The sequence below is a fragment of the Bacillus cereus group sp. BceL062 genome, assembly GCF_051780025.1.
Lineage (GTDB): Bacteria > Bacillota > Bacilli > Bacillales > Bacillaceae_G > Bacillus_A > Bacillus_A toyonensis.
The window spans coordinates 62,872-79,196 of the sequence record NZ_JBPWGY010000006.1; the positions used below are offsets into that span (position 1 = coordinate 62,872).

Below are 16,325 nucleotides of genomic sequence, written 5' to 3' on the forward strand. Positions count from 1 at the left end.
AATACAATTCTGCTCGAAATATATGCGCTATATTCTCTTTTATTTTATCTTTGCACCAGAACCAAAAAAACATCAATATAAAGCCTTGATATTTTCTTGACGCCTTGTGCTTTAAGCTGTGGTGTTGCCGCTAGTACTATCGACCCACTTCGATTCACATCACCCACTACGGTAAGTTTTGTATATCGTGAGTCTAATCCTCTTTTGATGCAACTGACTGACGCATAGAAGCTTCGCAAGTCTTCTGTTGTCAATAGTTTGTAAACTAGTTGTTTATTATTTGATTTGTACATTAAAGATTCTTTAACTGTTTCGGGAGTACTATTTCCTTTACACAAGAACTCAAAAAAGACTAAGTGATGATAGATCATCACTTAGTCTTCTTAAGTTTGAACGATTGCATAACATTTGGCACTTCTTCAGAAATGATTTTCTGCAAGTCACTCAATTGTTTTTCATTTCCTGGTTGCATTAATTCTGCGGACGGATCCATTGGTGTAATGAAAAAGTAAAGATACTCTGGCGATTGGTCCAAGAAATACATCCCTACTTCTTTATTCTTGTTAATGGTTTCAGTTATATCTCCTACATTCGTTTCTTTTAGAATAGTAACAATAGGTGAACTTAATCCTTTACCCAGATCGTATACAAGTGTAAATGATTCTTCCTTATCTTGTGCTGGTTGTTCTTTTCGGATGCTAATATGTTGTTTCCAATGCTCCGGTAAATCAATTTCAAATCCATATTTACCATTAGAATATGGTTCATTTTCAGAAGAAGGATGTTTTGTTGTAATCTCAGCTTGCGTGTTTGTAGGTTCATTTTCTTCTTTCTTATTTACTTCGTTATTTTGAGCAGATGTGTTTTTTTCATTACTTTTTTTAGGTATTTCTATATCTGTTAACTCAGATATTAATCTCTTTTTCGAACCCTCTAACATATATGTTTGGATTTTCCCTATCCCTTTTGCATAATAATGTAGGAATTTAGTATCTGAGTCTTTGTTTTGTTGCGTAATTTCGATACAATCCTCAAAATCTCCAGCCGGAGTTGAAATCTTCTTTTTTGTACCAGAAACCCAAAATTGGAATTCTTTAGATTTTATTTGCCATTGTATATAATCGGTGTTAATTTCCATGTCTCCGGCTTTCGACATCAACACTTTGTTTGTAGCTTCAACTCCACTATCAACACATACGGGATCGATTGATTTATCATCGAAATAACTGCACCGGTCTTTATACACCCTATTCCATTCTCCACTTTTTTCAACATTAGTTACTTTATCAATTTGTTTTATTCCTTCTTTACCATTTTCAGGTTTATAAGTACTGATTGTAATTATAGTTCCAACTGATTGCGGTATGTACTCTTTTACATTAATTTCTTTGACTTGTTCTTTAGTCACAACATTTTTTGAATCACATGCTGTTAATAACAATGCTATTAATATTAGTGCCGCTCCCTTTTTCATTAGTAGCATTACCTCCTGTGTGAAATAGCAATCTGGATTTCTTCGCATCACTTATCTTTTTTATTCTTCTTCACTTTATCAAGCTTTTCATAAAGTCTCTTTGTCTATGCTTTTAATGCTGCTAACTTTTCCTCAAAGTCCTTTTTCTTTTAGCTCTTTCTTGTTTTTGTAACTCTAAATCTTCTAATAGTGGAATGGTTTTAAATTCTTTTATTTCACCATTATCATCTTCATTTCTAAAATAAAATAGGCTCTCTCATATCTCTATAAATATATATTTGACGATTACTGTTGTCCCATGCTTACTTCTTCGTAAATTAATCCTATGCTTAGAATCACAAACAACAACATAATCATAATTATAGTTTATCAATCAGTGGATACTTCGTTATATAATATTTCTACGATTGATTATTCAGCTTCATTCTACAGTTTTACCTTACTTTAAAATTTGTCTTTTTATTTCCTAAATAATTCCCCGTACATATTTCAATAGAATTTCAATAATTTGCAACTTAAGCATTACTAGCTAAGTATCATACACCTCTATGATGACTAAAATGCCATTCAAAATACTTTGCATTATTCGAATTCCAATTTAAGCAAGACTTCCCTTCAATATTAGCGATATATTTATTTACTGATTGAGGTAACTGCTCTGTTTCTACGAGACTAACAATTTCCCCATCTAAAATAGATATATATCCTCTTTCAAATAATTCATCACAGCCAAACTTACACATAGGAATAGCAACATGTTCTATATCTAGCTTCTCTTCTAGAGTACACAACGCCCTTTTTTTAATATGAGCTGCTACAAGTAAATCTATCGGGAATTCTTCCCCACAAATCTCGCATCTACATGTCTTTTTATTAGCAAACAAATAACCTCGTAATATCCCTTGCTCTTTTCTTGCTTTACCTTTAATTTCACTATCCAAAGAAGCACTATGCTCCAGACCACTTATCACATCTTTTATATTCTGCTTTATTTCCTCTTTTGTGCTTGTTGGTGTATAGAGAGCACTATGGAAATCAAATGCCTCCATAATTATGTTACTCTTTTCTTGATCTAACACTCTAAAACCCTGTATTAAATTTCCTTCTCCATAATTTAACAATCTATTGAAAATACTTAAACTAATAGATTGATTCTTTACTTCATCTAAAAAATAAATATATTCCCAGCTTTCGCCATTCTCTGTCTCTCCCCATAGATGCTTTGCTAACTCTAGATTATGCATTTTATATGTAATCGTAGCAGAAACAAAAATTTGTTTATTAGCTGAAAAGAGCGCGACATCTCCTCTTTGAATCTTATCCCACTGTTTTATCTTCTGTGGGCTTTGAGTTATACCCCAATCACGAATAAGTCCATTTTTATAAATTTGAGATAAAACTTCAAAATCTTTTTGTTTCAAAAAAGATTTAATGGTAGTAATTTCAATTCCATTGTGCATTGTAGATTGATAATTAATTTGAGCTATTTTATTTATTCCTTTTTCTTAAAATCATTTAAAGCAGTTTTCATGATTTCTATATGATTATTCATTTTTATGGAGATTATCTATCTTTCCGTATAACCCATAAAGTTTACGCTGCAACATATCTCGGTCCCATAACAACACGTTGGTACCCTTCGCCTGATTTTGTGCTTGTTTTGTATAAAAATTATTTGTAATGACCATCCCTTGGTCTAAATTGTAATAAGCGATTCCAGCAATCACCTCTTGCACTGCTTTATTAGGGACCTTATCACTATATCTCTTTGCTTGAATTCCAATAGACAATCCTTTTCTTCTAGCAATGACATCAATGCCGTAGTCTCCTGAACTACTAGTAACCTCTGTTTTATAGCCCATATCTTGAAACAGCTGTGCTACAAATTCTTCAAACTGGTATCCATCCATTTGATCAATTCTTTCAAGTGTCACAGATTGTATATTTTCATCCTCAGCTAATAAATAAGATTCATAATCTTGCAACGTTTGCTCTTCACCCTCTTGTATTAACATGTTATATAGATTTTCATACAAATCTTGATATGTACCATTTACAGTGAGTTTGTCATTTTTTATTAAGAAGCACATGAAATTTGCTACATCTTCACGATTCTCTACCATTGCAAAATCTAAAGTATGGAACTTCTGTAAGCAACCCGTTAAGGTCATATCACCAACATTCTCGAAATGAACTCCATTATGTTGAAGGAAGGTTACTGAGAAATCATGTATTGCTAGCTTTACAACTTGTTCTCGTACAAAAACACCTACTAAAAATTCATCTCCCTCAAGATACTTTCTTTTTATAAGAAATTGGATGAAAGTTTCAATTTCTTCATCTATATTAAGCGTTTGATCTAAAATGTCATCTAAATATGTTGCATACATATCAGGCTTTACTTTCTTTTTATAAAATCGTTCGAATAGCGTTTGAATGGCAGGTGTAATTAAAAGAGCCTGTTCCCAAGGTTCCATCTGCTTTAGTTGCATCTGATCTAAAGTGGTCAAATACGTTCTTATATTTGATACAAACTCTTCATGACAGGAGTTATAGTGATATTCACCAAGTGACATATATCCCCCTTTTATGCGAAGTGAACGTTTTGTAAGGTTTGCCATCCAAGGTTCTTCAGGTAAGCGATATTCTTTATCCGAAGTGAAATTTTTACGGCTTGCCACATACAATTTATTATCCATAAAGACATAGAATTCTTCATTTATATGTCGAAAATCGAATACTTCAAAAAGTGTATGTGGTTGTGATTTCAACTCACTAATCCAATCGACAACCGCTTGCGGCATACCCCCACTATCCTCATCCTGACACGCAATCCCCTCAGGGTTTTCAATCATTTCAAGTTTTGTCATCAATGATCCTGTGTGAATAAAGAATGCATATTGAATTCTATCTATTAGATCATAGGGTAAGGAATTTGGTATTTTTACATTGTAAATTGAAAGAGCCCCGTTCTCATATGAATGAGCTTTACTTAATAATAAAGCTTCTTGCATGTCTTCTGAGTAATATTCCATTTTTAAAGCGTATTGAATAACTACATTCCAAAGTTCCCCTAAATTCTCTAGGGAAATGTATTCGATTTTGTGGTCAGATGGTACAAATGCGATATTCACGGCTTCGTTTCCGATTAAAAACTCTAAAGATGGAAGCTTTTCTTTATCCCATTTAATATCATTTGTTTTTAGATAATAAAGGATATCCTTACTGTCGTAGTTAATAAACAGTGTATTGTTATAAAAAGTTCTGAATTCACATGTTCTACTAAAAATCTCCATACACAAGTCCATATGATGAAGTACTTCCCGTACAATTTGTTGTTGTATGCTAGTATCCGTTGTTATCGATAGTTCTTCTATATCCGATTGACAAGGTATAACACATACTTCGTTATATCCATAATCTCGAATATTCAACTCGATTATTCGAGTTACTAAAATAATTATTTCTGGATTTTCTGTAGGTTCAAATGCTTCGTAGTTACAACCTATATATAATATTTCGTTCCTAAACCCTTTTATACACAAATCTATTTTGTGTGTATCTACATAATATCCGATATCTTGATGAAGGGAGAAAGGGATATACTCTTTCAATTCAAATAATAACCTAGTCAATGTCAATCTATTATCTTTCAAACGGTTCTGTTTCTTCAAAGCTCTTTCCCTTTTTTCCTCTAACCCATCAATGATAGATTTTAGTTCAGTAATTCTTGCCTCTTGTCTTGTTGCTTTTTCGTCTTCAATTAAACAATTAACTAGAAACTGATAGATGTTCTTTAATTCCTCGTGCTTTTCTAAATAACTAAACTCGGACGTTTCCTTATTATAAAAGGGAATGACAATCTCTTTCTTATCTACATACTCTACAGTATGTCTAAAATATAGAGAAATCACATACATGGTGGACATTGTTGTTGGTTCGATGCTTTTAGCGCACTCTTCTGGTTTATACTGATCTTCAAGACTAAAATATGAAAACCGTTCTATACCTATTTCACGTGAATCATAGCTTATACCTAATGCATCTAAATTGTTTAAAGCTAATATCTCAGGCTCTTTGTTGGTGTTAGCTAGTTGGACAAAGGCTATTTTTCTAGACTGTCGATCAATACATAGAGCATGTTGTAGATTTTCACTTACATATTCAAAATCGAAATAAAAATTAGAAATCAGCTTTCGCGCTTCTTGCAACATCTCCTCTTTCTTTCTTGCGAATCTCGTGAATTTATCTTCGTTTGGAAGTTTATCTTGCTTTTTTCGTTTAAAAAATCCCAACATAAAACATCACCACCTTCTTTATAACTTGTTATAAGCTCATACCTTATATGTATTATATATGTTAATGAGACAGCTCTACTATACATAATTTCATCGCATAATTAATTCTATAAACATATAAAAGAGGTTCTGGTGCAAAAATAAAATAAAAGAGAATAAAGCGCATATATTCCTAACGGAATCGTATCTTATGCTGCAAGTCCAAACAATTGATGGATGAATTCTTTCTGATTTTGGACAAACTGGTCCTGTAAATCAATCTGTTCTTTTTTAATCATATGCATGGCTTCTACTCCCGAAAGAATGGATGTAGCTGTGTCAAAAGATTTAAACCCTAGCATAGAACGAATTCGCTTCTTTATAAAGCGATGATCTTGTTCTACTATGTTATTCAAGTACTTTTGTTGTCTAAGTTGCATACCATCAGGTATGCTTTTTTCTTTTTTCAACTGTTCAATTGCTATAGGATAAGCTGGATTCTTATCGACTGTTATAACACGAGGCTTTGAGACATGAAAAGACTGCAAAGCTTTCTTGAAAAAGCGCTTTGCAGCCTTCTGATTTCTTGTTTTGCTTAGGCAAAAATCGATTGTGTTTCCTTTCGAATCAACAGCACGATACAGGTACATTCATTGCTCTTTTACTTTGATATATGTTTCATCGACTCTCCAAGAGTCATTTGTATGTTTGAGGTAACGTCGAATCCGTTTGTCCAATTCAGGACCATACTGATGAACCCAACGCATAATCGTTGTATGAGAAATGGATAAACCTCGTTCCTCCATCATTTCCACCAAATCACGAAAACTGAGGCTGTACCGTAGGTACCATCTCACGGTTAATAAAATAATATCAGGCTGATAATGTTTCCATTTGAATTCTACTGGTTTTTTCATACCGATACACGTCCTTTTTAGTTTAGTAGTATCAGTATGTCCAAGTTTACTAGATTTCTTGCACCAGAATCGATTTTAGGTACTGGTAATTAAATAACCATAAAGAGCAATACTAAATTCATCACTAGTATTGCTCTTTATTTTTTTTACAGCAAGTTTAATAGTTGTAATGTTTCATATTTTCAAATACAAACATCTCCGAAAAACAACGTCTGAAAAAAATGTATCTCTATGACCTATTTTTACAGTGAAAAGGTTTTATTAAGAAAATAAATTACCTCACAAGGTTCATACTTTCATACCTCCCGTGAATACAAAACTTGATTAAGCCTATCTATAAGTACCTGAGTTAGCATTATTTATCTCTTGAGGGACACCATATCAAAACATTGTACCTTTGAAACGAAAAGTCTGTTACATCTTTAAGCTTTGATTATTTTTATATAGTTTCTCTAACAATCTACTTCCTAAACGGAATTTTATTTTTTTCTTTAAACATAATGGTAAGGGTAGTATCCCTAGTTTTTTTGAATTTGAAAATAAACAATCATCTATTTGTCGCAACTTATGAATCAAGATATCTACTTTTTCTCTTTCTTTTTCAATCCTTTTTGCATCTACCATACTTTGATTATCAATTATGACGATAGGTGAATAAAAATTTAAATACAGATTTTCATTAGGAAACTCTTTTAATCGAATTTGATACTTGTCATCGAATCTATCTATAGATATATCTGTCTCATTATGAATAATTATAGAAATAGACTTAAGTTTTTTATTTAGTTCTTTCCACTTCCGCACAGAATCTTTATGTATTAAATAATTATTATATTTATCTATATTTTTCTTATAGGTAGTCACGCGCCCTCTCATCTTAGGAGCTCCAAACATTATTGCACTCACCGTTCTATGTGTTCCATCAATAACGGTAAAATAAACGTCATCATCTAGGTAATAATCGAATTCAGGGGGATTCCTTGTCATTTCATTTTCATAAAAATCGTGTTGGTATTGGAGACCATTGGTTATAAGGCTATCTAAATTTTCCATGATTTTTTTCCTTTGTATTCCAGTACGTCGTGAAAATACAGAAAAGAACAATGTGTAAATTGATTTTTTATAGGGAGTCACATCCGTACCAATCCCTATAATTTTATTTACATCAACACAAACAGTTTTTTTACTTTCACTTACTTTATCATAATAAAACTCATAATCACTCTTGCTTTGCATCACGCGATCTTTCATCAATTCTATATGTTCGTTTGAAATACCGTGCTTATTCATTTCTAAAATCCAATTTCTAATTTCAGACTCCATACTTTTTCACCTTTCCTTATTTAGTGTCCCGCCAACGTACTAACATAAAACCTACGCCTGGGAAAAGATGTATCTCTATGACCTATTTTTACAAGTATCTCGGCTGAACCCCATTTTGGCATTTGAACCAAAAATGGATTTTTTGAAACAAAAAGGACCAATTTGTAAAAAATTGGTCCCAGAAATTATTTGAAACGAATTTGAAGGTTTAATTTCATTAATAGGTTATTACCATCTTTATAAACATATCCAAAATCATGTTTTGAACGTGAAGCGGCTTCAAACCTTGTGTTTTTTAACAGATAATCTTGGAATTCATTTCTGTTATAAACGTGGTAGCAAACTAGTTCTCCATCCTTTTTGACAACAATATATCCTCCGTTAGCATCATAGATACCATGCCAGATTTCGTTTGGTTTCATTCCTAATGCTACATCTACTAAAAAGTTTTTCATTTTATAACGATAAAATGGATGTGTATTTGTTGTATCAAATCTGCAAGGATTTATATGTTCAATATGTTGCATCATATCTTCCATTGAGGAACTACATTCTCTTTTATAGTAATATTTCAGTAGTTCTGAAATAACAAATGGGAAGGAACTATCCATCATCTGTAAGTTAGATTTAAAAATATTATTTTCTAGTTTATCACATTCAAGTTGGTATCCCATTTTTTCTAGTTCTATGATTCTTTCGTAAGTACTACTATAGGTATTATTAATTCTTGCTATTTCCTCATCTGATAACGGAGCTTGTCCTGTAAATTTAAATGTAAAATTTGTAGCTCCTGATGCATTTAAAAGTGTTGCAGCACTGCCTAATTTTGATTTAATACTAAATCCTAGTTCAGGTTCAAATCCAGTTACTAAATCATGAACAACAAGAGTTATATCACGCTTTTTGTCTGAGCTTTCACTCATTTTAGAAATATAAATTGATTGTAAAAATCTTTCAACATCAAGACTTACAGGAAATGATCTTCCCTGACCTTCTTGTATATCTTTTAAAAGTTGTAAAGATTTATTTTTAAATTCTTCAACAGATAATTCTAAAAGCGTTTCGCTTGTATCTCCATGTACAATGCGGATTTTAAAGTCTTCAGGACAATCAATTGTCTCCTCATAGAGGTATTCATAATTAGTTAATTTTTTATTTAGAAGTTCAGAACGTAAAATTTTAATTAAAGGATAATAAATACTTTCCATCTTATTTAAATCTGAATCAGCAGCATATAATTTACCGTCTGCTAATAACTTTAAAACTGTATAAACTTCGCTCCATTCGCCCCTGTTAAGTGTAACCAATCCAATCTCCCCCGAATTATCACTAGAAGTTTGTTGCTCTGAAATCTCCATATTTTCATGGTCAATTCCTTCTAGAGTTCTATTTTTAAGTAACCTTTGGATCACTTCTTTTCCTGTTGCTTGAACTGCTGGTACAGCAACCGAATTTCCAAATTGTTTATAAGCCTGGGTATCAGAAACCCTTATTTCAAATTTGTCTGGAAATCCTTGCAAACGAGCCCATTCCCTTGGTGTCATACGTCTAATTCCTTCTTTATTAATTTCACCTTTTATATGGGTAACAGGGGTAAGGTCCTTTAATCTTTTGTCTACAATAAGATTTCGTTCTCTTCCCATACCACCAGTCACGATTGCGTTTGCTATACTTTCATCATCAATGACTTCATATCCAAATCCATTTCCAGCAGATGCATGTCTGAAACGATGGTTCCTAAGCGTTTCAAGTAGAGATTCTGATAAATAATACTTAGATGAAACTACATTTTCTTCCCTAACATCAATGAACGATGTTTTATAGTTCAAAGGAGTTGGGTACTTAAATTCATTAATATTTAGGTCTCTTCTAAATCCAACAATATATACCCTATCTCGCTTTTGAGGAACTCCAAAGTCAGCAGCATTAACTATTTCTGGATCAGGAACAAAATAACCTAAATCTTCCCTTAATGTATTTAAAATAACATTTATAGTTCTACCTCTATCATGACTTAACAACCCTTTTACGTTTTCTAAGAAAAAGGCTTTAGGTCTTTTTTCTCGTAGAATACGAGCAATTTCAAAAAATAAAGTTCCTCTTGTGTCATCAAATCCACCACGTTTTCCAGCTATAGAAAACGCTTGGCATGGAAACCCACCTACTAACACATCATGGTCGGGGATAGACTGTTCATTTATTTGTGTTATATCTCCAAATGGAACCTCACCATAGTTAAATTGGTATGATTGCTTTGCAAAAGAATCTATTTCAGAAGAAAAAACACATTTTCCTCCTAAATTTTCGAACGCAATTCTAGTTCCACCAATTCCAGCAAATAAATCGATGAATGTAAACTTAGGATTTTCTACATTTGGGAATGGTATATCCCAAATAATATTATTTAAATCAATATTATCTGGGATATATTTTAAAGCTACATCTGCATAGTAATCAGCAGCAGGATGTCCGTATGTTTGTAAATAATGTGTTATATACGATAACTTATCATCTTTATGATGTTTAGTAATATATAAATTTAAACTCTCCGCAATTTCTGAATATCTCATAACTACCACCTTAGTATTGTGTTTTGCATAAAGAAATTATATCATCTTCATAACTAATTTACGAAAATAACTACAAAGAAAATATAACCAAGGTATTATGGATGTTTTTACAAAGTCCCCAAAATAGTGGAATTAGCTTAATTCATTAGATATTTATACATCATGTTAAAAATACAACTAAACCAAATTTGAAACATGGCAACAAACTTTTATATATTTTTACACTTTTTTGGTTATTCCCCTTATTCGAGGGGATGGGCAAGCATACCCATTATTAAAATTAAGATGGTTCAAGTCGGAGGAAAGCACCTTATGGTGTCTTTTTTGGTTCTGGTGCAAAAAATACCCGATAGAAACATAGAATGTCAATTCCCTTTAAATTGCTAGCTTATGAAGCTATTCCAAACAATTTATGAATAAATTCTTTTTGATTTTGGACAGACTTTTCCCTTTGGAGAGTCTGTCCTTTTTTAATCATGTGCATAGCCTCTATCCCTGCAATAATTCGTTTAGCAGTTCGCAAGGACTTTAACCCAAGCATCGGGCGAATTCGTTTTTTAATGAAGCGATGATCCTGCTCTACGATATTGTTGAGATATTTCACTTGTCTTAGTTTGATGCCTTTCTTCTTTTAACTCTTAGATAGCGATGGGATAAGCTGGATTCTTGTCTACAGTTATTACACGAGGCTTAGAAACATGCGAAAAAGCCAAGGCTTTCTTAAAAAAGCGCTTGGCTGCTTGGTTCTCCCTTGATTCACTTAGATAAAAATCAATGGTATTCCCTTCTGAATCAACGGCACGATACAGATACAGCCATTGACCTTTGACTTTCACATAGGTTTCATCGACTCTCCAGGAAAATCATTGGTTGACTGAAGATGACGCCGTACTCGTTCATCTAATTCAGGTCCGTATTGATGTACCCAACGCATGACGGTTGTATGAGCAATAGATAGTCCGCGTTCTTCCATCGTTTCCACCAAATCACGAAAACTGAGGCTGTACCGTAGGTACCATCTCACGGTTAATAAAATAATATCAGGCTGATAATGTTTCCATTTGAATTCTACTGGTTTTTTCATACCGATACACGTCCTTTTTAGTTTAGTAGTATCAGTATGTCCAAGTTTACTAGATTTCTTGCACCAGAATCCTTTCTGCTCTAAATAGTGATATTCAAACAGAGGCAGTTAGTATATTAGAATCTATAAACATCCAAAATACTACTCTATCAGAAGTAGCTTCTACTACTTCACCGAACTCACTATAACTTTAAATAAAAGATAACCACCCGTGAGAACAAGTGGTTATCTTTTATTTAAACTAATTTTCTTTCCTAGACTCCTATACTACGTCCTGACATACATAATATTCTTAATAAATTACTAAAAACGCTCCCCAGAATAAACCTTCAACTATTCAACAGCCACCACCTCCGCTTGTTCCTCACAATCTATTAAAGACAGCCCTTGCGACATAGAACTCCAAAACTCATATCCACAATCCTCCATCCACCTATAAACTTCCGTTGTATACAAACCATCTTTTCGTTTTATTATTTGAGCTTTATATTGTTTACTTGGTGAAAAATATTCTCTCACAACTTTTCCCACATAAATTTCCTCCTAATAAAAGAACTGCTATCCCAAAGACAGCAGCTTCTTTAAATCGTTATAATTAAATATATAATAAAAATAAAAAACCGCTACAGTAAGCGGTTCTCATTCTTCTACCTCTATTCCCAGCTTATAAGCAAGCTCACACAAAGCTTTATTCCTCTTCCTATAGTAATCCGGCTGAGACATATTCAATAACCTACATATTTTTACCCAACTAGGATTCTCTTCCCTAGATAAGCTAACTCAATAAGCTGCTTATCCCACGAATTCAGCTTCTCTACACCTTTTCGTATTTCTTGAATATAGTTGACTCGTTCTAAAACCGTTTCACGCATGCCGATCATCTTACCATTTTGTACACGCTCTATATCTCTTTATTCTTTACTTGATAAAAATAAGTGATATTTTTCAAAGCTTGAAGTACATTCTTCTTTGTTAAGGGCAGGTAGGACAATATCCAACATACTCTCACTCTCACCATTTTCAAAAATGTATCCATTTTGTATAGATGTTAGCAAATTTGTTAGCACTTTTTATATTTCTTCCATTACACTTAGAAATAACATTTTCATTTATTTCATTACTTTCATATTTTTCTACATTTATACTAAAATTAATACTAGGACTCACTTATAGTAATAAAAACCCTTTATTTTTCAAATCATAATTATATAAGATTTTCTTTTGTTAATAAAATAAATTAAGATTTATTTAAAGGTCTTTATTAGTAAATAAATTAATCATTCCATCCTCTGAAACAATTACAATTAAACAATTATGCCCCTGTTTTTTACATCGATTTAAATATCTTAATGCCGAATTATAGCGTGCACCTCTTGCAATGTCCCCTACTTCGGTAGATGCTTCTCCATCTAGAATTACACCTATTGCATGACATTCCCCCTCAGGACTTAACAAAATAGCGCCATCTATAGATGTAAAATTTTTCGCGAATTCTACTGGAAACTGCTTATTATCTTGAAATAAAAACGCTTGATTAGATAATCTTCTTGTTTCTTTTTTTGCATGATCGGTAATAACTACCATCGTACCATGTTCTTGCTTTCTTGCCGCTTCTACAATCCTCCAAGTTACATCCGAAGAATATTCTTTAAAAATCGTATTAAATTTAGAATTATATTCATCTTGAGTAATAGGTGAATTAGGTAACCTTGGAACTCCATAAGAAACATTCATAATTCTTTTACCTATAGGCTGCTCCAAGTTCCATTTACCATGACTTTTAAATTTGATACAAAAATTATCATCCGTTAGGTCACTTTTAAAAACTTCACCAATCCCAAATATTTCATAACCATTGCAGAGTATATATAGATTCCCCCCTGATATCTCTAATAATTTCCTAATGGCATTAACTTTAAAAATTGACAATTCTATTGCTTTATCTAATATAAATTTCTTCTTTAACTTAATGTCCTTATTGGAACAAAAAAGTAATTGTCCATTATTCTCAGTACCTTCATACTTCAAAAGCGAAATACTATTAATAATCTCAAATAAATCAGTATCATTCCTCTTAACATCTTCTCCTAATGGTTTTACAAAATAACTTTCTAATGTTTTTCGGCCTTCCTCAACTAACTTTCTATTGATATAATCAGAGTTTTCTAGCAGAGAAATACTATTCAACGAATCAATAACTTTTTCTAGAAAAGGACTTTGATAAGAATTAAAAATTTTCTTATCAAATTCAGCTAACAATACTCGATACCCATCATTTTTATGTACTATCTCAATTGCCTTATATAAGTATTCATTCGAATCTTTTCTAGTTGACTTTATATAATCAATTATTACCTCTTCAATTTTCTTATAGAGTACTGGGACTTTTATAGTAAATTCATTTTTTGAGTCCTCTTGCATATTAATATGTTGATTTTTTAAAACAATATCAATTTGCTGAGAATATTTATTTGAAACAATACTTATTTTATTAAAATTTATTCTAGAACCATTCGATTTGTCGTTACTTGTAGAAATAGAAGCAATAATAATAGCTGGATTACATGGTAAAGAAATATCTCTACACAAGGATTTCATTGCTTTCTGAGGAACTTCTAACAAAGAATTATCAAATTTAGCATTTACCAAATTTAAATTATACATAAACATTCCACCTCCTAACAAAAATAATATTAGCAAGCCTAATATTATTTTCATTCCTTTTCTTTATGTTAATCTATTACAGTTTCATTAATCAGTTGAATACAACCCATTTATTACTTTATTCAATTTTCCATATAATATTGCTATCTATTAAATACCTACGTTTAAATAGTAAATAAGCTGTTAACACTAGCAACCAACTTTGATTTACATCCCTATTACCAAATAAAACTTATTTTCAAACCCATAATGTATAACCTACTTTCAATTCTAAATTACGCCTCAAATCATATCATATAAATATACAGAACAGAAGCAAATACCTTTATTATCCAGTATGTTTAGAATGAATTTAAACTTCACAAAAGAGCGTATGCTCGTATACAAATTACACGAGTCGGGAGAATTATCATAGAAAATTAAAATTAGGTACACCGCAGATACTAAGGCGGAGACATGGTGAAGCGGCAACCGTTCGACAGTATGCCGAAGCAATTCGCTAGAATCGGTAACATAATAGGTGGGAATACGATACCTAAACCAATTGTTTCAGATGCTATGAAGGAATAACTTGAATGTGGACTTATCCATTCCCAACAAACTCATGAGAAAATATTTACTTCACACTTTCGTGATGGAATAGTCCACAACATGTACATAAATGTATTACATATTGAACCGATGACGCGTACTTTATACTGTACAAACGCTTTCGGTTTGAATACTGATTTTACATTTAATGAATTAGTGAATATAAATTAAATTAAAAAAGCCGTCATTTGACAGTTCTTATTTTTACTTAACTTCATACCACCAATTACGTTTATCTAGATAGTCAGTGAATCCTTTTAATTGAGCATCACTAGTTGGATCAGTTACAGGGTAAATGTACCCATCACTTTTAAGATTTAAGTTACCAGTCATCTTAAGTGAATTTAAAGCTCCTACTACATCTTCTAAATTTTCTTTTCCGATTCCCCCTACCTCTACAACATTACGTTTTTGATTAGGTGGTTGGCTACTTCCAACTGTTTGTCTAGTTAAAGCAAAAACGATAGAATTAGCGATTTTATCAACATCCCATTTAGCCATATCAACATCATTATCGATGAATCCTAATTAGATAAGAATAGCTGGTGCTTTAGTTTCAGCTAATACATGTAATCTATTTTCACCGTAACGTCTTTCTTTCGCACTACGATTTTTCCAACCAATATCTTTAGCTAATTGTGCGAATGCTTTAACCGCTTAGTCCTTTTGATTCCAATAACACACTTCTACACCGTCAGCTGTTCCGTTGTACGCATTTAAGTGGAATGAAATAACAAGATCAATATCATGCGAATTACAGTTACGAACGATGTTATTTAAATTTTGCACTTGAGTTCTACCAGTCTCGTCTGTGTCATCGTAAACTGTATGCCCTAAGGTTCTTAATTTAACTGCAACTGCATCTTTAACCTGTCGATCCACTACATGTTCTTTTCTACTTCCACAATTTGCACCTTGTACGATACTATTGTGACCACCATGTAAACTATATTTACCCATTACTGAACATCTCCTTTGTTATTCTCATTTTCAAAGTTTGTTTCATGATCTGACCAAATACCTAAAGCAATACCAACAGATAATAAATAAGGTGCTAGTTCATCTAAGAAACTCTTAGCTTCTAGCACACCAAACTTTGTAAGCAGAAATCCAAGCAAAGAAAAAACGCAACCCATGTTTTCCAGTTGCGGAATCGTTTTTTTATATTATCTTTTGACATATTACATGCCACCTTTCATTAGTAATTCTAATAAACCTGCTAAAATTGCCCCAATGATGATGCGGAGAATCCATGTAGTATTGGCACTAATTTTATCTAGAAACTTATTTATATTTACAATATCCTTTTCGTTGACAGTGGTACGTGTTTCTAAGTTGCATATCCTTTTGATGTGACTTAATTTGTTGGACCTCTTGCTTTAAATCTTGAATTTCTTGCATTGGTTCAGCTCCTTTCAAAATAAA

Annotated in this window: 8 protein-coding genes and 7 pseudogenes; 1 reads left to right on the top strand and 14 read right to left on the bottom strand. The window is 32.3% G+C overall.

Translation table 11 applies throughout. From position 1 onward, the window contains the following. Positions 1–77: 77 nt before the first annotated feature. From ACS2MN_RS15515 to ACS2MN_RS15565, 11 genes and pseudogenes are all read right to left on the bottom strand, one after another. A pseudogene (locus ACS2MN_RS15515) lies at positions 78–293 on the bottom strand (damage repair protein); the annotation flags it as partial. A 77-nt stretch (positions 294–370) separates the two neighbouring features. Further along, positions 371–1,474 carry a hypothetical protein gene (locus tag ACS2MN_RS15520; protein ID WP_346994631.1) on the bottom strand — a complete coding sequence of 368 codons (1,104 nt, stop codon included), beginning with the start codon at positions 1,472–1,474 and terminating at the stop codon, positions 371–373. 536 nt (positions 1,475–2,010) lie between these two features. Then, entirely contained in the window at positions 2,011–2,934 is a 924-nt protein-coding gene (locus tag ACS2MN_RS15525; RefSeq protein ID WP_346994632.1) for an HNH endonuclease, read from the bottom strand. Between the two features lie 84 nt (positions 2,935–3,018). Beyond that, positions 3,019–5,772: a restriction endonuclease gene (locus tag ACS2MN_RS15530; RefSeq protein WP_346994633.1), complete on the bottom strand. Its 2,754-nt coding sequence runs from the start codon at positions 5,770–5,772 to the stop codon at positions 3,019–3,021. Between the two features lie 188 nt (positions 5,773–5,960). Then, positions 5,961–6,668, bottom strand: a pseudogene (locus ACS2MN_RS15535) (IS6 family transposase). A gap of 414 nt (positions 6,669–7,082) precedes the next feature. Beyond that, complete coding sequence (locus ACS2MN_RS15540; protein ID WP_346994634.1) at positions 7,083–7,991, bottom strand: hypothetical protein; 909 nt, start codon at positions 7,989–7,991, stop codon at positions 7,083–7,085. A 185-nt stretch (positions 7,992–8,176) separates the two neighbouring features. Continuing rightward, complete coding sequence (locus ACS2MN_RS15545; RefSeq protein WP_346994635.1) at positions 8,177–10,561, bottom strand: HpaII family restriction endonuclease; 2,385 nt, start codon at positions 10,559–10,561, stop codon at positions 8,177–8,179. A 388-nt stretch (positions 10,562–10,949) separates the two neighbouring features. After that, a pseudogene (locus ACS2MN_RS15550) lies at positions 10,950–11,645 on the bottom strand (IS6 family transposase). A 333-nt stretch (positions 11,646–11,978) separates the two neighbouring features. Then, positions 11,979–12,176, bottom strand: coding sequence for a hypothetical protein (locus tag ACS2MN_RS15555; RefSeq protein ID WP_346994636.1), 198 nt, complete (start codon positions 12,174–12,176; stop codon positions 11,979–11,981). A 108-nt stretch (positions 12,177–12,284) separates the two neighbouring features. Then, positions 12,285–12,550, bottom strand: a pseudogene (locus ACS2MN_RS15560) (DUF1492 domain-containing protein). Between the two features lie 343 nt (positions 12,551–12,893). After that, positions 12,894–14,309 carry a DNA integrity scanning protein DisA nucleotide-binding domain protein gene (locus tag ACS2MN_RS15565; RefSeq protein ID WP_346994637.1) on the bottom strand — a complete coding sequence of 472 codons (1,416 nt, stop codon included), beginning with the start codon at positions 14,307–14,309 and terminating at the stop codon, positions 12,894–12,896. A 585-nt stretch (positions 14,310–14,894) separates the two neighbouring features. Between ACS2MN_RS15565 and ACS2MN_RS15570 the strand changes: the two genes are divergently transcribed. After that, positions 14,895–15,071, top strand: coding sequence for a YolD-like family protein (locus ACS2MN_RS15570; protein ID WP_346994703.1), 177 nt, complete (start codon positions 14,895–14,897; stop codon positions 15,069–15,071). A 33-nt stretch (positions 15,072–15,104) separates the two neighbouring features. On the opposite strand, the pseudogene ACS2MN_RS15575 reads toward ACS2MN_RS15570, so the two are convergent. The 3 pseudogenes from ACS2MN_RS15575 to ACS2MN_RS15585 form a co-directional block, all read right to left on the bottom strand. After that, positions 15,105–15,860, bottom strand: a pseudogene (locus tag ACS2MN_RS15575) (N-acetylmuramoyl-L-alanine amidase). After that, positions 15,860–16,080: pseudogene (locus ACS2MN_RS15580) on the bottom strand (hypothetical protein). The pseudogenes ACS2MN_RS15575 and ACS2MN_RS15580 overlap by 1 nt, the downstream one beginning before the upstream one ends. Before the next feature lies 1 nt (position 16,081). Beyond that, positions 16,082–16,301 (bottom strand): annotated as a pseudogene (locus ACS2MN_RS15585) (hemolysin XhlA family protein). Positions 16,302–16,325: the final 24 nt, after the last annotated feature.